Here is a 20719-nt window from a genome sequence, read left to right on the forward strand (position 1 = left end):
GGTTCGCCGGAAGTCATCCGCGGCGGCGTCACCAGCCCGATCCTTGCCTCGCCGTACCACCAGAGGAGGTCCCATTGAGCATGGACACGATCACCCGCGGCGTGCACTCGCCGCCGATCACCGGGGACGCGGCATGAAGGTATCCGCGGACCAGGCCGCCTGCATCGGCGCGGGCCTGTGCGTGCTGCGCCTGCCCGAGATGTTCGACCAGCACGACGACACCGGCGTCGTGGTGCTCCGGCAGACCGAACCGGGGCCGGCGCCCGAGGACGAGAAAGCGGTGCTCGAGGTGGTCGAGCTTTGCCCGGCCAGGGCGCTGCGCGTCGATCGCTGAGGGCCACCCGATCCGAACCGCTCCCCGGGAGCCGGGACTGGGAATCCGGTTCCGGCTCCGGGGGAGCGGTTCGCTGTCTCCGGGAAGTTCGTCGCCCGGGCGGCAGCGGTCTCCCGGTTCCCGGTGATCGACCGGTTCGGTCCCCCGCCGCCGAGCGGGTCAGTGCCCGTCGTGGCCGGAGTGCACGGAAGGCGTGGCGGGCATCGAATGCCCGCCGTGGCCGGACCCGCCCGAGCGCATGTGGAACCGGGCCACCTCGGGCGGGTGCACCACGAAGGGCCGCATCATGCCTTCGTCTTCGTGGTCGAGGATGTGGCAGTGGTACATGAACTCACCGGTTCCGCCGTCGAACCGGCCGGCGACGGTGATCCACTCGCCCTGCCGCAGGTTGAACGTGTCCTTCCAGCCTTCCTCGTACTGCTCGATCGGCAGGCCGGCACCCGGCGCGGGCAGCGGCGTGGTGGTGCCGCCGGTCGCGAGGTCGAAGGGCTTCAGATCGCCGATCGCCCGCCGGTTCAGCAGCTGGAACCGCGCCAGGTGGATGTGCATCGGGTGCGGGGCCCCGCCGAGGTGGATGAGGTTCCACACCACCCAGCGGCCCCGGTCGACGAAGATCGTCGTCGTGTCGTCGAACAGGCGAGCGACCTTGCGGAACGTCCGGACCATTCCCATCGCCGGGTCGGTGAGCTGGATGACCCCCTCCGCCGGGAACTTCGCCGGCAGCGCGCCGGGGTCCGTGATCTCCTGCAGCTCCCACATTTCCGGGTGCGGCCTGCCGGACACCCCCGGCGGGGTCATCGCGACGAACACCTCGTCGTGGTCTTCCGGCACGGTCGTACCGGAGACCAGCCGGACGTACGACGGGGACAGCCGCGCCGGCGGGGAGAACGAGACGTTGCGGGCGCGGCCCTCGACGCGGAACTCCATGATGTCGGGCTCGACCGAGGCGCCGGTGTTGACCAGGCGCAGGCGCTGGCCCGGGAACCGGCTGAAGTCGATCAGCAGGTCGGCCCGCTCGGCCGGGGTGAAGGTCAGCCCGTCCGCCGGCATCGGCGCCGGAGCGGGCAGCAGTCCGGCGTCGGTACCGGCGATCCGGATCGCGTCGTTGTGCACGGTGCCCGCCTCGTCGACGAGGTTGAGGCGGAAGAACCGGGCGTTCGCCGCGTTGAGCACCCGGAAGCGGTACCAGCGCGCGTCGACGTCGAGGTGGGGCCAGATGACCCCGTTGACGAGGGTGAACGGGCCGGTGACGGGAGACGACGTGCCGCTCGGCAGGTACTGGAACTTGAACAGCAGCTGACCGGTGAGCGCGCCGGTCGCCGGGTCGGTGTCGAGGTTGCGGTCGGCGATGATCAGCGGCACCTCGTGGTCACCGCCCGGGAGCCCGAGCGCGGCCTCCTCGTCGTCGCGAACGAGGTACATACCGGCGAGACCGGCGTACACGTTGAAGCGCGTCACGGCCATCGCGTGGTCGTGGTACCAGAGACCTGTCGCGGCTTGGGCGTTCGGGTACTCGGCCAGCTGAGTGCTGCCCGGCAGCATGCCGTTGTGCGCCCAGCCGTCGTTGCCGCCGTTGGTCACCGCGCCGTGCAGGTGCACGACGTTCCAGGGCACCAGGTCGGCGACCCCGTCGATCAGCTCCACACCGGACGCCATGCTGCCGTCCTGGTTGCGGTAACCGGGCAGGTTCGCCGGCGTCGGCTGTGCGAACGGCGCGCGCACGGCCACGAGCGGGACGGTGCCCTGCAGCTCGTTGGTCCATGCGACCCGCAGCCTTCTGCCGCCGCGCACTTCGACGGTCGGGCCGGGGTACTGTCCCTCGTAGGTCCACAGGTTGGTCTCGGGCAGCTGGGAGTGCAGCCGGACCCGCGCGTTGGTCATCGTGATCGTCAGCTCGTCCTGGTACCGCCGCGTATACGCCCGGAGCACCGGCGGGGTCTTCAACGGGTCGAGGAACTTCGTGAGACCGAAGTCCGGCGCCGGGAGCTGTCCCGCCTGTATCGGGCGCCTCGGCTGCCCGCCGGTCGCCGGCAAGGTGGCCGCTCCCGGTGCGCTCGAACCGAGCAGGCCCACGCCCGCCACGACGCTCGCGGAACCGAGCACGGCGGAGGTGAGGAAGCGGCGACGATCGACGGAGCCGTCCATCGGTGTTTCTCCTGGTTCATTTCGGGGAGGGGAGGGAGCAGACCCGTTGTGCGGCAAGGGTTCACCGCCCGGGTCACGGGTTTCGCCGATCAGGCTGCGGGGCCGGTCGGCGCAGCGCGTGCCGGCACGTCACAGCACGCGGGCATCCGGGCTCATCGGCGTCGGCGGTACCCCGGAGCCAGCCGCGGCAACTTCCTAGTTCGCGAAGTCCGCCTGGTGGTCCACTGCCCACTCGGCGAAGGTCCGGGCCGGCTTGCCGAGGACCTCCTCGACGGTGCCGTCGATCTCGACCGGCCCTTCGAGGGCCGCCACGTAGTAGCGGATCCTGGTCTCGACGATCTCCGGCGCGGCTGCCGGTTCGATCACTCCGCTCCGGATGAGTTCCCGGAGGCGGGGCTCGAACCGTCGGCGGAGTTCCACGCGCACGTCATCGCCGGTGACGTCCTCGAACGCCAGGTCGCGCCCGATCGCCTTGCCGATGAGGGCGACCTGCTCGGCCTGGGTGATGCTGTCGCCGCCGGTGATGTGGTACTTCGCCCCGGCGTGGCCGTCCTGGAGCAGGGCGCAGGTGCTCACTTCGGCGATGTCGCGCTCGTGGATGGCCGACACGTACGAGTGTGCGTAGTGGAGCCGCACCGGCACTCCGGCCTTGACGGACTGGGCCCACGACAGGGCGTTTGCCGCGAACAGGCCCGGCCGCACGAACGTCCACGCCAGGCCGGACCGCTCGATCGCCTCCTCGGCGGCCCGGTGCCACCGCGCGACCCAGTGGTCCGGGTCGGGACCGGCGACGGCCAACGAGGACAGGAGCACGGCGTGCTCGACGCCGGCGGACTTCGCGGCCGCCATGATCCCGTCGATGGCCGACGGCTGGGTGTACAGGAAGACCTTCTCCACGCCTTGGAATGCCTGCTCGAACGTCTTCGGGTCGGTGAGATCCGCTCGGCGGACATCGACCTCCGCCGGCAGGTCGAGCGACTCGGGGTCACGGGAGGTCGCCCGCACGTCCGCTCCGGCCCGCACCAGCAGGTCCACGACGTTACGGCCGACATTGCCGGTCGCGCCGGTCACCAAGATCATCGTGATTCTCCAGCCTGGATCGCTCTTCCGGTCCATCGGGGAAGCTGCGGCTCGACGAACAGCGCTTCCCCGCACGGTCCGGGCGTCAGACTCGCCGACGTCGCCCGGCGGGACCATCACCAATGTGAGTAGTCCCGGACACGTACCAGGTCGCGGGCGGCCACCTGCCCGGCCGGCTGGGCACGCTCGGTGACCGGAAGCGAGCGGACCGTCCCCCTGCACGTCGCCGCACGAGCCCTGCCGGCCGCTCGTCAGGCGACGAAACGGGAGATTGCGTCCGCCAGCGACTCGGCGTCCAGGCCGAACAGGCGGTCGTGTTCCTCGGCCGTGCCGTAGACGCGGGCTTCGCGGTCGCGCCAGGTGCCGAACGACCGGAGGCGGTGCGGGACGTCCGCCAGCGCCTCGGTGACCTCGAACGCCGACGTCCCGCGCAGGTACGGCTCGACCAGCACCACGTCCGGCGCCGACGCGGTCACCGCCGCGCGCAGGCCCGCGTGGTCGAACGGGCGGATCGTCGACGCGTACAGGACCGTCACGTCCGCCGTGGCCGTGGCGGCCAGGACCTGGTCCAGCACCGGGCCCACCGCGAGCACCACGCCCGCGCGGCCCCGGCGCAGCACGGTGAACCCGTCCGACACGGGCACCGATTCGCGGTTCGCGCGTTCGGACAGCCGGACGTAGACGCGGTTGTCGCCGGCGATGGCCCGGCTCAGCAGGGGCGCGACCTCGTCCTCGTGCCCCGGCACGTGGATCGTCCAGCCCGGCAGCGTGTCCAGCAGCGCCACGTCACCGGGCGCCTGGTGGGTGCGGCCCCACGACGGGTCGTCGTAGGAGGCACCCACGCTGACCAGCACCGCGCCGACGTCCTGGTGGCCGAGGCCGATCTTGAGCTGCTCGAACGGCCGCTCGACCAGGAACGGCGCGTACGTGTGCACCACCGGCCGCTGCCCGGCCAGCGCGAAGCCGCCGGCGATGTCGATCATCGCCTGCTCGCGGATGCCGAAGTTGTGCACGCGGTCCGGGAACTCCTTCTTCGCGTCCCAGAAGAACCACGACGAGATGTCGGCGGTCAGCATGACCACCCGCGGGTCCGTGGCCAGCGACTCGACCACCGTCTCGGCGAAGACGGTCCGCATCTGCTTCCTCGTCACCTGCGCGGTCATGCGCCCGCCCCTTCCTCGATCGGGAGGATCTCCGCGACGACGGCCCGCGGCCGCCCGTCGGTCTCCCCGGTCAGCGCCTTCTCCAGCGCGTCGTGGTCGCGGCCGTCGACCGTGGTCGCGGCCCAGCCCTCCAGCTCGAAGCGCGCGGCGATGCCGCCCGGCCAGCCGAGGCTGGCGGTCTTGTTGTCGATGACGATCGCGGTGAGGCGGTCGAGGCCGAGGCGTCCGGCGATCGACATCGTCTCGTGGTTGCTGCCCTCGTCGAACTCGCCGTCGCCCATCAGCACGAACACGCGGGCGTCGCGGCCCTGGGCGCGCAGCCCGAGCGCGGTGCCGACGCCGAGCGGCAGCCCGTGGCCCAGCGAACCGGCGCTGATTTCGACGCCCGGGGCCAGGGCGCGGTCCGGGTGCATGCCGAGCGGCGAACCCCACTGCCGCCAGGTGTCCAGCGTCTCCGGCGCCATGAACCCCTTCGCGGCGAGGACCGCGTAATAGGCCATCGGGCCGTGCCCCTTGGACAGGTAGAACCGGTCGCGGTCGGGGTCGTCGATGTTCGACGGCGACACGTTGAGCACGCGTTCGTAGAGCACCCAGATCGCGTGCAGCGTCGACGCCGCGGCCCAGCCGTGCTTCTCGTCGCCCGTCATCCGGGCGAACAGGCCGCGGAGGTTCTCTTCGGTCATCTGCGTGGTTTCGGCCATGGTCTCGGGTTCCTCACTCGGGCTTGCGCGCGGTCAGGAGGACGTAGCCGAGCGACGGTTCGCCGCTGAACGCGCGGAACCGGCCCAGCGTGACCTCGAACTGCGCGGCCTCGATGTGCTGCAGGGCCTGCTCCCGCAGTCCTTCGAACCGCTCCGCCGCCTTGGCCCACGACGGCCGGGTGTACTCGCTGACGTCTTCGGCGTTCTCGGGCTCGAGGCCGGCCTCGCGCAGGTGGGCCTGGTACTCCTCGAGCGAGACGACCGCCACCACGCCCTTGCCGACCTCGCGGACGCGCTCGGCGTCCGCCTCCAGCCCGGCCGGGCTCGGGACGAGCAGGAAGTCGCCGAGCGCCAGGCGGCCGCCCGGGCGCAGCACGCGGGCCGCCTGGCGGATGACGTGCCAGCGGTCCGGCATGTGGTGCAGCGACTCCAGCGCCCAGACGACGTCGAACGAGCCGTCCTCGTACGGCAGCTCCATCGCGTCGGCGTACTCGAAGACGACCCGGTCGTCGACGTCGGCCTTGTAGGCGCGGTCGTTCGCGCGCTCCACCTGCTTCTCGCTGATCGAGATGCCGGTGACCATGACGTCGTTGGCGGTGGCCATCCGGATCGCCGGCTCACCGTTGCCGCACCCGATGTCGAGCAGCCGGTCGCCCGCGTGCAGCGGCAGCATGCCGGCCAGCCGGTCGGTCAGCCGCGTGGTGGCCTCTTCGAGCGTCGCGGACTCGTCGTCCCAGTAGCCGTGGTGCAGATTTTCGCCCCAGAGCTGGTCGAGCAGGTCCGCGAAAGCGTCGTAGCCCTTACCAATCTCGTTCGGAGTCGGCTTCGTCACCAGTACCCCTAAGCATCGTTTCGCGTGACCGCGTGTCGATCAACGCCTGGCCTGCAAGGTCTCCGGCGACATTAGGTCAGGGCCGCCGCGCCGGGCATCCCTCGTTCTGATAGCGCTCCGACCGTCCACAAGGGACATCCGACCGAGCACTGTCAGGTTGGGGGATGCTCAACCGGCCGTCCCTTCCCTAGCGTCCGAACGCGGGGGCCGCGGCGTGCCCGCCCCACGCGGGACCGCCCGCGTGGCCAACAGGAAGGGGATGGCCATGACCGCCACCGCCAAGCCGACGGCCGAGCCGGTCGACCTGTTCTCACCGGAGGTCGTCGCCGACCCGTTCGGCTGGTACGCGCGGCTGCGCGAGGAGCCGTCGCCGGGGACCGGGACGCTGAACATCGGCACCATGATGGGCGGGCCGGACATGTGGCTGGCCACCCGCTACGAAGACGTGCTGACCGTCCTCACCGACCCGCGGTTCCTCACCAACCCGCCGGCGGACTCGCCGCTGGCCGACATCCGCGACGGCGTGTTCAAGGCGATGGACTTCCCCGAAGACCTCATCCCCTGGATGGCGAACAAGCTCAACACCGCCGACGGCGAAGACCACACGCGGCTGCGCAAGCTGGTCTCCTACGCGCTCACCGCGCGCCGCGTCAACGCGCTGCGGCCGCGGGTCGAGAAGATCACCGAGGACCTGCTGGACAAGATGGCGGAGCAGGGCAAGGACGGCTCGCCGGTCGACATCGTCGAGGAGTTCTGCTTCCCGCTGCCGGTCACGGTCATCTGCGAGCTCGTCGGCATCGACGAGGAAGACCGCGCGGCCTGGCACGCCTGGGGCAACGCGATGGCGACGATGGACGGCCCGAGCATCCCGCCCGCGCTGCGCGAGTGCATCGCGCTCTCGCGGGAGCTGATGGCCCGCCGGCGCGTCGAGCCGAAGGACGACCTGGTCACCGCGCTCGTGCAGGCCCAGGCCGAAGATCCCGGGCGGGTGTCGGACGACGAGATCGTCGGGATCCTGTTCAGCCTGGTCACGGCCGGGCACCAGACGACGACCTACCTGATCGGCAACTCGGTGCTCTTCCTGCTCGAGCACCCGGACCAGCTCGCCCGGCTGAAGGCCGAGCCGTCGCTGTGGACGCAGGCCGTGCGCGAGCTGCAGCGCCTCGGGCCGCTCCAGTTCACCCAGGCCCGGTTCCCCTCCGAGGACGTCGAGCTGGGCGGGGTCACGATCCCCCGCGGGACGCCGGTCGCGCCGCTGCTGCTGGCGGCCAACACCGACCCGCGCAAGTTCCCCGAGCCGGACAAGCTGATCGTCGACCGGCTGAGCGTCGCCAACGAGATGCACCTGTCCTTCGGCAAGGGCATCCACCGCTGCCTGGGCCAGCACCTCGCCTACCAGGAGGCCGAGGTGGCGCTGCACGGGCTGTTCACCCGGTTCCCGGACCTGGCGCTGGCCGTGCCGCGCGAGGAGATCCCGTGGATCCTTCGGCCGGCGTTCACCCGGACCAGGACGCTCCCCCTGAAACTCGCTTAGGACCCATCGGAAGGGAGTCCGCCGTGCACCGACCGGACGCCGAAAAATGGCTGCGCCGCTTCGAGCGGGCACCGGACGCGCGGGCCCGGCTCGTGTGCCTGCCCCACGCCGGCGGCTCGGCCAGCTTCTTCTACCCGCTGGCCAAGGCCCTCGCTCCCGCGGTGGAGGTACTGGCGGTCCAGTACCCGGGCCGCCAGGACCGGCGCCACGAGCCGCCGATCGACAGCATCGGCGGGCTGACGAGCCGGCTGCTGGCGGTGCTGCGCCCGTTCGGTGACCGGCCGCTGGCGCTGTTCGGGCACAGCATGGGCGCGCTCATCGGCTACGAAGTGGCACTGCGGATGCCCGAAGCCGGGCTGCCTGCGCCCGCGCACCTGTTCGCCTCCGGGCGGCGGGCGCCCTCGCGCTACCGCGACGACGACTTCCGCGGGGTGTCGGACGAGCGGCTCGTCGCCGAGCTGCGGAAACTCGGCGGTTCCGACGCGGCCATGCTCGCCGACCCGGAACTGCTGGCCATGGTCCTGCCCGCCATCCGCAGTGACTACCGCGCGGTCGAGTCCTACCGGCACGCACCCGGGCGGCGGCTGGACTGCCCGATCACGGTGTTCACCGGCGACCGCGATCCGCGGGTGTCCGTCGAGGAGGCCCGCGCCTGGGAAGCCCACACCACCGGGCCGTCCGAACTGCGGGTGCTGCCGGGCGGCCACTTCTTCCTGGTCGACCAGGCGGCCCCGATGATCGCGACGATGACGGAGAAGCTGGCCGGCCCCGCGCTGACCGGGTCCACGGGGAGGACTTCGTGACACGAACCGCGTTCCGGCGGGCGCTGGCGCCCAGCGAAAGCATCCACGCCGCCAAAGAGGCCTACATCGGGTACACCGTGCGCGCGGCGGGCCGGCTCGACCCCGAGGCGCTGACCACGGCGTTCGAGGCGGTCTGCCGGGCCTACCCCCACCTCTCGGCCCGGGTGGAGTCCACCGGCGAGGGCGCGGTGCTCACGGAATCCGGTGCTCGCCCGGAAATCCGGTTCGCCGACGGCGACCCCGACCGGCCGCTGGCCGGGCTGGACCTCGACCAGAGCCGCTCGTTGAGCGCGCTGAACATCGTCCGCGACGGCGACGAGGCCAGTGCCTGCCTGGCGATCCAGCACAGCGTCGCCGACGCCCACCACGCCACCGCGATCCTCGAGGCGCTGTGGTCCGCCTACACGGACGTCGTCGAGGGCGTGCCGCTCGACCTGGGCCGGCACCCGTACCCGCGGTCGCTGGAGGACCTGCTGGCCGAGCGCGGCATCCACGCGAGCGCCCCGGCCGTCCCGGTGGCGCCGCCGCCGGCCGCCCCGCCGTCGTCGCGGCCGGACCCGGTCGTCCGCCACGTCGTCCAGCTCCGGCTGACCGAAGCCGAGACGACCGCGCTGGTGAACCTCGGCCACCGCGAGAAGGTCACGATCAACGGCCTGGTGTCGGGCGCGGTGCTGCTCGCCGAGGCCGAAATCCGCGACATGCCGCTGACCGACCTCGTCCACCGGTATTCGGTGAACCTGCGCAGCAGGCTGACCCCGCCGGTCGGCGCGACCGAGGGCACGAACGTGCTCGGCGGCGTCGGCTTCAAGGTGACGGACGACCTCCCGCCCGACGCCGTCGCGATCGGCCGGGCCATCGGTGCGCAGCTGCGCGCCGGCCTCGCCGACGGTTCCGTGCAGCGCAGCATCCTCGACATGTTCAGCAGGCCGGCCGCCGCGAAGCCGTGGGACCCAAAGCTCGCCCTCGCCGTGGTCAGCATCATGAACTGGGGCGTCGCCCCGCCGCTGCGCACGCCGGACGGCCTGCGGCTGACCAACCTGCACTCGGCGTCCCGGATGCGGGAGACCACCGCGCTCGGCGGCTACGTGCTGACCAGCTTCGGCGGCCGCGTGGGCATCGACCTGGGCTGGCCCGAGGGTGACCCGTCGCTGCCGCAGCGCGTCGACTGCCTGCGCGACCGGCTGGCCCGCCTGACCCGCGACCTGTGAGGTTCCCTTTGACGGACACGGACGTCGTCATCGTCGGCAACGGCCCCGTCGGCGCCACCCTGTCGGTGCTGCTGGCGCAGCGAGGCTGGCGGGTGACCGTGCTGGAGCGCCGGCCCCGGCCGTACAAGCTGCCGCGCGCGACCAGCTTCGACGGCGAGACCGCCCGGCTGCTGGCCGCCACCGGCATCGGCCCGGACCTCGGGCGGATCACCGCGCCGGCCAACGGCTACCAGTGGCAGACCGCCGGCGGCGAGACGCTGCTGGACATCGCCTTCACCACCGAGGGCCCGTACGGCTGGCCGGACGCGAACACCATGCACCAGCCGGCGCTGGAAGAGCTCCTCGCCGCCCGGGTGCAGCAGCTGCCGGGGATCACCGTGCTGCGCGGCCACGAGGTCGTGGCCATCACCGACGGCGACTCGCACGTCGAAGTCACCGCCACCGACCCCGACGAGGTGACGCGGACGATCTCGGCCCGGTGGGTCGTGGGCTGCGACGGCGCCAACAGCTTCGTGCGCGATCACCTCGACGTGCCGGTGACCGACCTCGGCTTCTCCTACGAATGGCTGCTCTGCGACGTCCGGCTGACCGAGCCGCGCGAGTTCGTGCCGACGAACGTCCAGATCTGCGACCCGGCCCGGCCCACGACGCTGGTGGGCAGCGGCCCCGGCCGCCGTCGCTGGGAGTTCATGCGGCTGCCGGGCGAGAACGCAGCCGAGCTGAACAAGGACGAGACGGCGTGGCGGCTGATGGCGCCCTTCGGCGTCACCCCGGGAACCGCGACCCTGCTGCGCAGCACCACCTACATCTTCCAGGCCCGGTGGGCGGAGCAGTGGCGGGCCGGGCACGTCCTGCTCGCCGGGGACGCGGCCCACCTCATGCCGCCGTTCGCCGGGCAGGGCATGTGCTCCGGCATCCGCGACGTCACCAACCTGGCGTGGAAACTGGACCTGGTCCTGGACGGGCGGGCCGGTAAGTCCCTTTTGGACAGTTATGGCGAAGAACGCCGGGAGCAGGCGCGCGAGGCCATCCTGGCGTCGGTGCAGCTGGGCCGGGTGATCTGCGTGACCGACCCCGAGGCCGCGGCCGAACGGGACGCGACCGTGCTGGCCAACCGCGGAGGCAAGCCGGCGGGCCGCCCGGAACCGGCGAAACCGCTCACCGGCGGGCTGCTGCACGAGAGCCCGGGTGCGGGTGTGGTCGTGCCGCAGGGGCGCGTCCGGTGGAACGGCACGACCGGGCTCTTCGACGACGTCGTCGGCCGGGGATTTGTCCTGCTGACCACCGAAGCCGCGCCCACGGGCTTCCTGGCCGAGCTCGGGACGCACGTGGTCCGCCTCGACGACGACGTGGACGTCGACGACGTCTACCGCCAGTTCCTGGACCGGTTCGGTGCGGCTTCGGTCCTCATCCGCCCGGACTACCACGTCTTCGGCACGGCGGGCACCGGCAGGCTCGACACCCTCTCCAGCGCCCTGCTGGACCGCCTGCGCACCCCGGTTCCAGCCCCCTGACACAAGCGCCCCAAGGCGGCCTTGGTTGCGTCCGACGCACCCAAGGCGGCCTTCGGTGCGTCTGACGCACCGAAGGCCGCCTTGGGGCGCTTGGCGGGGGGCAGACGCGGCGACTGCCTGGGAGGTCCTGCGGCAGATCGTCCGCGGAGGGGGCCGGTGTCGGCTCCAGCTCGCCCAGGACACGCCGCAAGCCATCACCAACGCGGGTAGTCCCGGCCGGTCGCCCGCGGCGGCCTACCACGTTGAGGGATGTCCGCTCCTCCCCGCGCTTCTAGCGTGATTCGGGTGTGAGGTCCGCAATCGAGGAGGAGGGCATGGTCGACCCGGCCCGATCGGGCCTGCCGGCGCGGGTCCGCGTTCGTCGCCACGCACCGCCCGCACGAACGTCCACAACGGACTGATTGATAGGAAAGGAAGGCCCATGACCACCACTGCCGAGACTTCGGCCGAACCGGTCGACCTGTTCTCCCCGGAAGTGGTCGCCGACCCGTGGGGCGCGCACGCGCGGGTGCGCGAGGCACCGACGCTGCAGATCGGCGGCTTCATGGGCGGGCCGCCGATGTACCTGGCCGCCCGCTACGAGGACGTGCGCCAGGTCCTGATGGACCAGCGGTTCCAGTGCAACCCGCTGGCCGACTCCCCCGCCGAGGACATCCGCAACGGCGTCTTCCGGCACCTGGACATGCCGGAGGAGCTGATCCCCTGGCTGAAGAACCTCATCAACGCCTCCGACGGCGAAGAGCACGCCCGGCTACGCAAGCTGGTCTCCTACGCGCTCACCGCCCACCGGGTCGGCAAGTTCCGCCCCCGCGTCGAGGCACTCACCTCCGAGCTGCTCGACAAGCTCGAAGCCGAGGGCGGCGACGGGACGCCGATCGACCTCGTCGAGTCGTACTGCTACCCGCTGCCGGTCACGGTGATCTGCGAGCTGGTCGGCGTGGACGCGGAGGACCGCCCGCAGTGGCGCGCGTGGAGCGACGCGATGGCCACCCTGGACGGCAAGCGGCTGCCCGAGGAGGTCCGCAAGACGCTGGTCGCGGCCCGCGCGATGATCGAGCGGCGGCGCGAAGAGCCGAAGGACGACATGGTCACCGCGCTCGTCGAGGCGCAGGCGAAGAACCCCGGCATCGCCACCGACGACGAGCTGGTCGGCATCCTGTTCAGCCTGGTCACGGCCGGCCACCAGACGACGACCTACCTGATCGGCAACTCGGTGCTGGCCCTGCACGAGCACCCGGACCAGCTCGCCCGGCTGAAGGCCGACCCGACACTGTGGCCGCAGGCCGTGCGCGAACTGCAGCGCCTGGGCCCGATCCAGTTCGGGCAGCCGCGGTTCGCCACCGAGGACATCGAGGTGGGCGGTACGGTGATCCCGCGCGGGATGCCGATCGTGCCGCTGATCATGGCGGCCAACAGCGACCCGCGGAAGTTCCCGGAGCCGGAGAAGCTGAAGATCGACCGGCTCGCCGTCGGCAGCGAGAGCCACCTCGGCTTCGGCAAGGGCATCCACCGCTGCCTCGGCCAGCACGTCGCCTACCTGGAGGCGGAGGTGGCGCTGCGCGGGCTGTACACGCGGTTCCCGGACATGACGCTGGCGGTGCCGCGCAAGGAGATCCCGTGGATCCTGCGGCCCGGCTTCACCCGGACCAAGGACCTCCCGGTGCGGCTCGTCACGCCGACGTCCTGACGTCCTCTTCGTCGGAGGAATCCCCTTGACCGACGAGGAAGCCCCCTTCGGCCGGCCGGGTGCTCCCCGGCCGGCCGGAGTCTTGGCCGGGTCAGGCGCACGTGCCGGTGGACAGCCACTCCGCTCGGGCGCCGGGGACGACGACGTTCAACTCCGTCGACCGGTCCGCCGGCGGCAACGGCGATCGCGCCACCACCGTGCGGGGGCGCTTGGTGAACTCCAGCGGCTCGGGCCGGCGTTCAGGTACTCGCCACAGCAGTCACGGTGCTTCTCCCGCCGCCACCAGGCCGGCGAGGGCCACCGCACCCCGCAGCGACGACAACCCGCCCAGCGCGGCCGGTTCCACCGGGACCGGGGCCTGGCCCTGACGCACGAAATCCGCGAGGTGCCCCGCCACCGACGGCACGATATCCGGGATCCCCGCCGCGAACCCGCCGCCGATCAACGCGCGGTCCGGGTGGACCAGCTCCTGGACCCCGGTCACCGCCGCGGCCAGTGCCCGGGTGGTGCCTTCGAGGGCGTCGGCGGCCCACGGCTCTCCGCTGCGCAACGCCCGCTGCAGCCCGTAATAACTGACGTCCGCTCCGCGCAGCAGGGACGCGCGGCGGAGGGTCGCCGGGCCGGAGGCCAGCGCCTGGAGGCACCCTCGGCGGCCGCAGACGCACCGCACCCCGCCCATCTCGACGATCACGTGGCCGATCTCGAACGAACCGCGGCCGAGGCCCGGGCACGGCACGCCGTTCAGGACCAGGCCGCCGCCGATGCCCGTGCCCACCCCGATGTACAGCAGGTTCTGACAGCCCGAGGCCCGGGCCTCCGCCAGCGCACCCAGGTCGCCGTCGTCCGCCCAGGCGACCGCCGCCTCGGGGAACAGCGAGCGCAACGTCGTCCGCAGATCCACGCCGGTCCACTCCGGGCGGCTGGGCCAGGTCGCGACCCGGCCGTCCGGGCCGACCGTGCCGGGCATCGCGACCCCGACCGCCGCCGGCGGCTCGGCGAGGCGCTCGCGCAGGCCGGCCACGTGGGCGGCCAGCTGGGCGAGGTCGTCCTCCGCGCTGCGCCGGGCTCCCCAGGAGAACGAGGTTTCCTCGACGCCGACGGAGTCCTTCTCGACGCGGAAGGCGACCTTCGTGCCGCCGACGTCGATACCGAGGTGGAACACGCGATCAGCGGCCAGGCAGCGACGGGCAGAGCGCGAGCAGGTCGGCCGGCTGTCGCAGCACCACGTCGGGACCGGCGGCGAGGAGCTCGCCGATGTCGTCCGGAGGCGCCCACAGCGCGGCCGCCGAGGCGACACCGGCGCCGCGCGCGCTCTCCAGGTCGGTCGGGGCGTCGCCGATCATGATGGCCTGCTCCGGCGGGACGTCCAGCAGGCTCAGCGCGTGCCGCACGATGTCGGGGGCCGGCTTGGGCCGGGCGACCTCGTCCGAGCCGATGACGTGCTCGAAGAACGGGAGCAGCCCCAGCTTCTGCAGCAGGGACCGGGCCCGCGGCCCGCTCTTGCCGGTGGCGATGGCCAGCCGCAGGCCACGGGCCCGCAGCGTCAGCAGCAGCTCGGTGACCCCGTCGAAGACCTGCACCTGGTCCGCGAGGCGGTAGCTCTCCCGGACGAAGGGTTCTTCCATTGCCGGCGGAAGGTCCATGATCCGCATGATATCGGGAAAATAACGGCCGAGGTGGCGCCGATACTCCGCGAAGGGCGCCGGCCCGTCCCCGACGACTTCGGCGTAGGCGATGGCGAAGGCCTCGCTCATCACCGCGAAGCTGTCGACGACGACCCCGTCGAGGTCGAAGACGACCGCGTGCCGGACCGGTACCGAGGGATCGGCCCCGGTGTCCGGCCGGTCGACGATCGGGAATGTCATGGAGCGCCCTCTCTACTGGTACGCCGGGACCGCGGCGCGCGCCGAGCCCGCGGAGGCATAGAAGTTCTCGATCATCTGGACGATCGGCCGCGCTTCGGCGACGGCCCGCCCGCGGTTGCCGGGATCGGCCAGCATCGCGGCGAGGTCGCCCACCTGGCGCGTGTATTCGACGCCGATCCGCTCGGGCGGCACCGGCAGCCGGGTCGTGGTGCCCTCGCGGGTCACCGTCAGCACGGGTTCGGGCTCGCGGTTGGGGCTGAAGCCGAAGGTGCACCGCAGGTCCGCGGTGCCGGCCGTGCCCTCGACGTGGAGCACCGAAACGTCCCGCGCCTGGTGCGAGGCCCAGCTCGCGCGCAGCGAGACCGAGACGCCGTCGTCGCGGACCAGGAAGCCGCGCGCGGTGTCCTCGACATCGGCGGTGTCGGCGCCGAGCTGGTCCTGCCGCCACGCCGCGCGCCAGGCGCCGGCGTTGACGAAGTCGTCCGACGTCACGCCGATGACCTGGGTGAAGGCGGCCGGGCCGAGCAGGAACGCGAGTGTGTCGAGCAGGTGCCAGCCGAGGTCGTACAGCGCGCCTCCGCCGGCCTTCTCGCGCTGGGTGAACCAGCCGCCGGCCCGCGGGACGCCCCGCGCCCGGATCCAGCCCAGGGCGACGTGCCGGATCTCGCCCAGCTCGGGCAGCAGGTCCCGCAGCGTGCCGACGTCACCGCGGTACCGGGCGGCGCTGCCGGCCAGCAGCATGCCGCCGCTGCGTTCGGCCGCCGCGAGGACGTCGATCTCGGCCGAGGTCAGGCACACCGGCTTCTCGAGGAAGACGGAGATGCCGGTGGCCAGCAGCGCGCCCGCCACCTCGGTGTGCAGGTAGTTCGGCACCGCGACGACGGCGAGGTCGACCTCGCGCGCGGTCAGCGCCGACACCGCGGCGTGCGTGGGGATGCCGGTGGCCTTGGTGAACGCCTGCCGCGACGCCGGGTCGGCGTCCACGGCGGCGACCACCTGGAAGTCCGCGTGCTCGCGCAGCAGGGGCAGCCAGAGCTCGCGGCCGGCCCAGCCGAGCCCGACCACCGCCGCCCGGACACTCATGCCCGGGCCACGGCGTCGGCGACGATTTCCGCGGTCGCGTGCATCGCCGGCTCCCCGGCGAGCAGGACCCGGTGGTGCAGCCAGACGCAGTCCTGGCTGATCGCGTCGGTGTGGGGGCACCGCCGCGCGATCGCGTCGACGCTCTCCTCGGGGGCGCCCAGCTCCCAGAAGGCGTCGGTGCGGTAGATCGCGCGGAACGCCGCGAAGGCGGGCACGCCGGCTTCGACGAGCCGGTCGACCAGGGCGTTGCGCCGCTCCTCGGTGAGTCCGGGGATGCGGAACATGGCCATGTAGTGGGAGTTGCGGTCGGCGCGCACGTCGCCGCCCTGGGGCACGACGCCGTCGATCTCGCCGAGCAGCCGGGCCAGCAGGGCCCAGCGCTCGTCGCGCACGGCGATCTGCTCGTCGAGGCGGGCCAGCTGCGCGCGCAGCACGGACGCGGAGAACTCGTTGAGCCGCATGTTGGAGCCGGCGATCTTGTGGAAGTAGCGGCGGTCGTCGCGGGGACGGCCGCAGCTGTGCCGGAGGAACGCTGTCTCGTACTTTTCGGTCTCGCCCTCGGGGAAGACGACCGCGCCGCCCTCGCCCGCCGTCATCAGCTTGCCGTTCTGGAAGCTGAAGGTGGCGATGCTGCCCAGCTCGCCGACGCGCTTGCCCTGCCAGCGCGCGCCGTGCGCGTGCGCGGCGTCCTGCAGCAGCGCGACGCCGGTGTCGGCGGAGACCTTCGCCAGCGCGTCCATGTCGGCCATCAGCCCGGCCATGTGCACCGGCATGATCACCTTGGTGCGCGGGGTGACGGCGGCGGCGACCGCTTCCGGGTCGATGTTGTAGCTGGCCGGGTCGACGTCGACCGGGACGGTGACCGCGCCGAGCCGCTGGGCCGCCTGCGACGAGGAGATGAAGGTGAAGGCGGGCACGATGACCTCGGTGCCCGGGCCGACGCCCATGACCTGCAGGGCCAGCTCCAGCGCGTGCGTGCCGTTCGTGACGGCCAGCGCGTGCGCGGCGCCGTGGTGCTCGGCGAACTCGCGCTCGAAGGAGTTCACTTCGTCCCCGCCCATGCGCCACCACTGACCCTGTTCGAGCGCGCGGAGCAGGCCGTCCCGCTCGGCGTCGTCGTACTGCGGCCACGCGGGGAATTCCGGTGCCTTTCGCGCGTTCATGGTTCTCCGAATCTCCGCTGGGGTTCGAATGGGAAAAAAAGCCCGTGCCGTGCCCGGAATGCGTCGGAATCAGCGTCCCCACCAGGCTAGGTCGGGCCCCGGGGCGGTGACATCCCTCGGCTTGGTAGTGGCCGGTTCGTCAGCCGATGCCGAAGAATTCGCGATAGGAGTCCAATTGCGCGGCGAGCATGTGGAATCCGTAATGGACGGGGTGACCCAGCGCCGCGGCTTCGCGCAGGAGGCGGGTCTCTCGGGGCTTCATGACGATGTCGGCGACCACGCTGCCCGTGGCCAGCGCGGCCGGGGAGAACGGCAGCGGGTCCCCGGGCCGCAGCCCGAGCGGCGTCGCGTTCACGACGATCTCGGCGCCCGCGGTGTCCGGCTCGGCCGACACCGAGGTCCGGCCCGCCCAGTGCGTGTCCAGACGGGCCTTCAAGGCGGCCAGTTTCGCGGTGTCCGGGTCGCACACCGCGAGCCGGTCGGCCCCCGCGGCCAGCAGGGCGGCCGCGATGGCGCTGCCCGCACCGCCGGCCCCGACGAGGGCCACCGGCCGGGCCTTCGGGTCGTGCCCGGCTTCGGCGAGCCCGGCCACGAAGCCGGTGCCGTCGAAGTTCTCGGCGTACCACCGGCCGTCGGCCTCGCGGCGCAGGGCGTTGGCGCTGCCGGTGATCTCGACCATCGGGCTGCACCGGTCGGCGAGCCCGGCCGCGGCGAACTTGTGCGGCACGGTGACGAAGATGCCGTCGAGGTTGGCGACGGCCTTCAGCCCGGCGACGATCGCCGCGAGGTCCCGCGCCGGTGCGTGCACCGGGACGAGGACCGCGTCGACGCCCAGTTCCGCGAAGAGCGGGTTCAGCAGCCCGGGCGACCGGACCTGGGCGACCGGATCACCCAGCACGACGTACAGACGGGTGGTGCCGCTGATGTCCATCTCACCCTCTCCTCAAGCGCCCCAATGTGGCCTTGGTTGCGTCACACGCACCCAAGGCGGCCTTGGTTGCGTCTGACGCACCGAAGGCCACATTGGGGCGCTTCCGGCTAGCCCAGCAGCTTTGCGATCGCGGATGCCAGTTCGATCGACTGGCTTGCGTTGAGCCGCGGGTCGCAGGCGGTCAGGTAGCGGTCGGGCAGGTCGGCCTCGGCGATGCCCGCGGTGCCGCCGAGGCACTCCGTGACGTCCTCGCCGGTCACCTCGACGTGGATCCCGCCGGGGTGGGTGCCGAGCTGCCGGTGCACCGCGAAGAACCCGGCCAGCTCGGCGGCGACGTGGCCGAAGTGCCGGGTCTTGTAGTCGTTGCCCGACGTCCGGGTGTTGCCGTGCATCGGGTCGCACTGCCAGATCACCTCGTGCCCGGAGGCGGTGACCTTCTCCACGATCGGCGGGAGCAGCTCGCGGACCTGCGCGTGCCCCATCCGGCTGACCAGCGTCAGCCGGCCCGGCGTGCGGTGCGGGTCGAGGCGCCGCACGTACTCGACGGCCTCCTCCGGGGTGGTGGACGGCCCCAGCTTGAGGCCGATCGGGTTGGCCAGCAGCTCCGCGAACGCGATGTGGGCGCCGTCGAGCTGCCGGGTGCGCTCCCCGATCCACAGGAAGTGCGCCAGGCCGCTGGACAGCCGCGGTTCCGGGCCGCCGGAGTCCGCCCACAGCACGGCCCGCTCGTAGTCGAGCAGGAGCAGCTCGTGGCTGACGTAGACCTCGGCCGGCCGCGGTGGGCGTCCGCCGTCCGCGATGGGATGTCCGGCCGAGGACGCGCGGCGGGCGCCGGCGAGCACGGCCTGCGCCATCAGGGGTTCTTCGAGGCCCTCGGCGCAGAGCTTGCGGACGACGTCCATCGCGCCGGCCGCGTGGGCGTGGGCCAGCAGCATCCGGTGCGGGTCGGGGGTCCGGGCGGCGGCCGTGCCCTCCGGGGAGTTCACGATGTCACCCCGGTAGACCGGCAGTCCCCGCGCGTCGACGGTCTGCGACCGCGGCTTGGCGAACTGTCCGGCCATCCGGGCGATCTTGACCACCGGCAGGCCGGCCGCCTCGGCCAGGACCCCGGCCATCCGCTCGAGCACCTCCAGGTTGGCCCGCAGGTGCGGTTCGGTGTTGCCGGCGAACGTCTCCGCGCAGTCCCCGCCCTGCAGCAGGAACGCCTCGCCGCGGGCGACCGACGCCAGGCGCGCGGTCAACCGCGCGGTCTCCTCCGGCGCCACGATCGGCTCGGCGTCGTGCAGCAGCTCGACCACCGCCTCCGCGCGCTCGGCGTCCGGCCAGCACGGCTGTTGCGCGGCCGGCCGGGCCAGCGCCGCGCTCAGCCGCCCGGCCAGCACCCGGTCGACCGCCCGGCCGTGGGCGGCGAGGTACGGCAGCCGTTTCACGTCGCCGCCGCTTCCGTCGCACCGACCAGGTTTTCCAGGCGCTCGCGCGGCATCCCGGCCAGGACGTCGGTGACGACCTGCGGCGGCACGTCGCTCACCAGCTCCGCACCGCGCGGCCCGCTCAGCACGAAGGCGAGCCCGGTGATCGCCTTCTTGTCCCGGTGCATCTGGCGGACGAGCACGGCCGGGTCGACGTCCTCGGGCAGCGCGGCCGGCAGGCCGTAGTGGCGGACGACCGCGAGGTGTTCGTCCACTCCGGACTGGTCGAGGCGGCCCAGCGCGCCCGCCAGCCGACCCGCGAAGACCGTGCCGATGGCCACCGCCTCGCCGTGGCGCAGGGCGAAGTCCGTCGCGATCTCCAGGGCGTGCCCCAGCGTGTGGCCGTAGTTGAGCAGGTGCCGCAGCCCGGTGTCCCGCTCGTCCTCGGCCACGATCCCGGCCTTGAGCGTGACGCTGGCGGCGATCTGCTCGGGCAGCGGCCGGCCGCGCAGGTCGGGCGCGCCGATGAAGTGGCAGCGCGCGATTTCGCCGAGGCCGTTCAGCACCTCCCGCCGCGGCAGCGTCGTCAGGTAGTCGGTGTCGCACAGCACCGCCCTGGGCTGCCAGTACGCGCCGACGAGGTTCTTGCCGTCCGGCAGGTTCACCGCGGTCTTCCCGCCGACGCTGGCGTCCACCTGCGCGAGCAGGGACGTGGGCAGGTGGACCACGGCGATCCCCCGGTGGTACAGCGCGGCCGCGAGCCCGACGACGTCCGTGGTGGTGCCGCCGCCGCAGGAGACGACGACGTCGGAGCGGGTCAGCCCGAACCGCGCGAACTCACCGCACAGTTCCTCCACTGTGGACAACCGCTTGGCGTGTTCGCCGTCGCGGGCCGGCAGCAGCAGGGTGGGCACCCCGGTGTCCGGCACCCAGTCGGCCGGCCGGGCCGACACGACCACCGCCCGCCGGGCGCCCACGCCGCGGACGACCTCGGGCAGCGCCGTCCGCACGCCGGGACCGACGAGCACGTCGTAGGAACGCTCGCTCAGGCGTACCGGGATCGTCGTCTTCACGGCGACGGCTCCCTCGGCTCCGGCACCGTCACGTAGGGCAGGTCGGCGATCCGGGACACCGGCTCACTGCCGTGGTGCAGGTACTCGCCGCCGTAGAAGAAGTTGAGGTACGGGACGTAGTGCTGCTTGTACGCGATCCTGCAGAAGCCGGCGAACTTCGCCAGCAGGCCCTCTTTTTGCCGCATCGTCGTGCC

General features: G+C 72.5%; 19 protein-coding genes. 6 read left to right on the plus strand and 13 right to left on the minus strand.

Features of this window, described 5'->3' with window-relative positions; translation table 11 throughout:
* The first annotated feature begins 133 nt into the window (after positions 1-133).
* Complete coding sequence (locus tag ACLJOU_RS38555; RefSeq protein ID WP_410574207.1) at positions 134-334, plus strand: ferredoxin; 201 nt, start codon at positions 134-136, stop codon at positions 332-334.
* Positions 335-493: 159 nt separating this feature from the next.
* Here ACLJOU_RS38555 and ACLJOU_RS38560 read toward each other — a convergent pair whose 3' ends face one another.
* From ACLJOU_RS38560 to ACLJOU_RS38580, 5 genes are all read right to left on the minus strand, one after another.
* Positions 494-2479 (minus strand): multicopper oxidase family protein, encoded by a 1986-nt coding sequence (locus tag ACLJOU_RS38560; protein WP_410574208.1) that lies wholly within the window; start codon positions 2477-2479, stop codon positions 494-496.
* A 195-nt stretch (positions 2480-2674) separates the two neighbouring features.
* Complete coding sequence (locus tag ACLJOU_RS38565) at positions 2675-3559, minus strand: NAD(P)H-binding protein (RefSeq protein ID WP_410574209.1); 885 nt, start codon at positions 3557-3559, stop codon at positions 2675-2677.
* A 251-nt stretch (positions 3560-3810) separates the two neighbouring features.
* Positions 3811-4722 (minus strand): transketolase family protein, encoded by a 912-nt coding sequence (locus ACLJOU_RS38570; protein WP_410574210.1) that lies wholly within the window; start codon positions 4720-4722, stop codon positions 3811-3813.
* Positions 4719-5423 (minus strand): thiamine pyrophosphate-dependent enzyme, encoded by a 705-nt coding sequence (locus ACLJOU_RS38575; RefSeq protein WP_410574211.1) that lies wholly within the window; start codon positions 5421-5423, stop codon positions 4719-4721. The genes ACLJOU_RS38570 and ACLJOU_RS38575 overlap by 4 nt, the downstream gene beginning before the upstream one ends.
* A gap of 13 nt (positions 5424-5436) precedes the next feature.
* Positions 5437-6255, minus strand: coding sequence for a 27-O-demethylrifamycin SV methyltransferase (locus tag ACLJOU_RS38580; protein ID WP_410574212.1), 819 nt, complete (start codon positions 6253-6255; stop codon positions 5437-5439).
* 259 nt (positions 6256-6514) lie between these two features.
* Here ACLJOU_RS38580 and ACLJOU_RS38585 point away from each other — a divergent pair, with 259 nt between their 5' ends.
* The 5 genes from ACLJOU_RS38585 (at position 6515) to ACLJOU_RS38605 (ending at position 13001) form a co-directional block, all read left to right on the plus strand.
* Positions 6515-7789 (plus strand): cytochrome P450 family protein, encoded by a 1275-nt coding sequence (locus tag ACLJOU_RS38585; RefSeq protein WP_410574258.1) that lies wholly within the window; start codon positions 6515-6517, stop codon positions 7787-7789.
* Between the two features lie 50 nt (positions 7790-7839).
* A complete protein-coding gene (locus tag ACLJOU_RS38590) occupies positions 7840-8592 on the plus strand; it encodes a thioesterase II family protein (protein WP_410574259.1) in 753 nt (250 codons plus the stop codon).
* Positions 8589-9800 (plus strand): phthiocerol/phthiodiolone dimycocerosyl transferase family protein, encoded by a 1212-nt coding sequence (locus ACLJOU_RS38595; RefSeq protein ID WP_410574213.1) that lies wholly within the window; start codon positions 8589-8591, stop codon positions 9798-9800. Before ACLJOU_RS38590 ends, ACLJOU_RS38595 begins: the two co-directional genes overlap by 4 nt.
* An 8-nt stretch (positions 9801-9808) precedes the next feature.
* On the plus strand, positions 9809-11314 hold the full coding sequence (locus ACLJOU_RS38600) for a bifunctional 3-(3-hydroxy-phenyl)propionate/3-hydroxycinnamic acid hydroxylase (protein WP_410574214.1): 1506 nt from the start codon (positions 9809-9811) through the stop codon (positions 11312-11314).
* Between the two features lie 421 nt (positions 11315-11735).
* Positions 11736-13001 carry a cytochrome P450 family protein gene (locus ACLJOU_RS38605; protein WP_410574215.1) on the plus strand — a complete coding sequence of 422 codons (1266 nt, stop codon included), beginning with the start codon at positions 11736-11738 and terminating at the stop codon, positions 12999-13001.
* 259 nt (positions 13002-13260) lie between these two features.
* Here the strand turns inward: ACLJOU_RS38605 and rifN are convergent, their stop codons facing one another.
* From rifN to ACLJOU_RS38645, 8 genes are all read right to left on the minus strand, one after another.
* Positions 13261-14163 (minus strand): kanosamine kinase, encoded by a 903-nt coding sequence (gene rifN, locus ACLJOU_RS38610; RefSeq protein WP_410574216.1) that lies wholly within the window; start codon positions 14161-14163, stop codon positions 13261-13263.
* A 4-nt stretch (positions 14164-14167) separates the two neighbouring features.
* Positions 14168-14866: an HAD-IA family hydrolase gene (locus tag ACLJOU_RS38615; protein ID WP_410574217.1), complete on the minus strand. Its 699-nt coding sequence runs from the start codon at positions 14864-14866 to the stop codon at positions 14168-14170.
* Positions 14867-14878: 12 nt separating this feature from the next.
* The gene (locus tag ACLJOU_RS38620) at positions 14879-15949 is read right to left on the minus strand and encodes a Gfo/Idh/MocA family protein (RefSeq protein WP_410574218.1); all 1071 of its coding nucleotides are present in this window, start codon (positions 15947-15949) and stop codon (positions 14879-14881) included.
* The gene (gene rifK / locus ACLJOU_RS38625; protein WP_410574219.1) at positions 15946-17112 is read right to left on the minus strand and encodes a 3-amino-5-hydroxybenzoate synthase; all 1167 of its coding nucleotides are present in this window, start codon (positions 17110-17112) and stop codon (positions 15946-15948) included. The genes ACLJOU_RS38620 and rifK overlap by 4 nt, the downstream gene beginning before the upstream one ends.
* Before the next feature lie 139 nt (positions 17113-17251).
* Positions 17252-18043 carry a shikimate dehydrogenase family protein gene (locus ACLJOU_RS38630; protein WP_410574220.1) on the minus strand — a complete coding sequence of 264 codons (792 nt, stop codon included), beginning with the start codon at positions 18041-18043 and terminating at the stop codon, positions 17252-17254.
* Between the two features lie 107 nt (positions 18044-18150).
* On the minus strand, positions 18151-19473 hold the full coding sequence (locus ACLJOU_RS38635) for a 3-deoxy-7-phosphoheptulonate synthase class II (protein ID WP_410574221.1): 1323 nt from the start codon (positions 19471-19473) through the stop codon (positions 18151-18153).
* A complete protein-coding gene (locus tag ACLJOU_RS38640; protein ID WP_410574222.1) occupies positions 19470-20525 on the minus strand; it encodes a 3-dehydroquinate synthase family protein in 1056 nt (351 codons plus the stop codon). Before ACLJOU_RS38640 ends, ACLJOU_RS38635 begins: the two co-directional genes overlap by 4 nt.
* A complete protein-coding gene (locus tag ACLJOU_RS38645; RefSeq protein ID WP_410574223.1) occupies positions 20522-20710 on the minus strand; it encodes a hypothetical protein in 189 nt (62 codons plus the stop codon). The genes ACLJOU_RS38640 and ACLJOU_RS38645 overlap by 4 nt, the downstream gene beginning before the upstream one ends.
* Between the last annotated feature and the right edge of the window lie 9 nt (positions 20711-20719).

Origin of the sequence: Amycolatopsis sp. cmx-4-61 (assembly GCF_046548775.1) — a bacterium.
Classification (GTDB): Bacteria; Actinomycetota; Actinomycetes; order Mycobacteriales; family Pseudonocardiaceae; genus Amycolatopsis.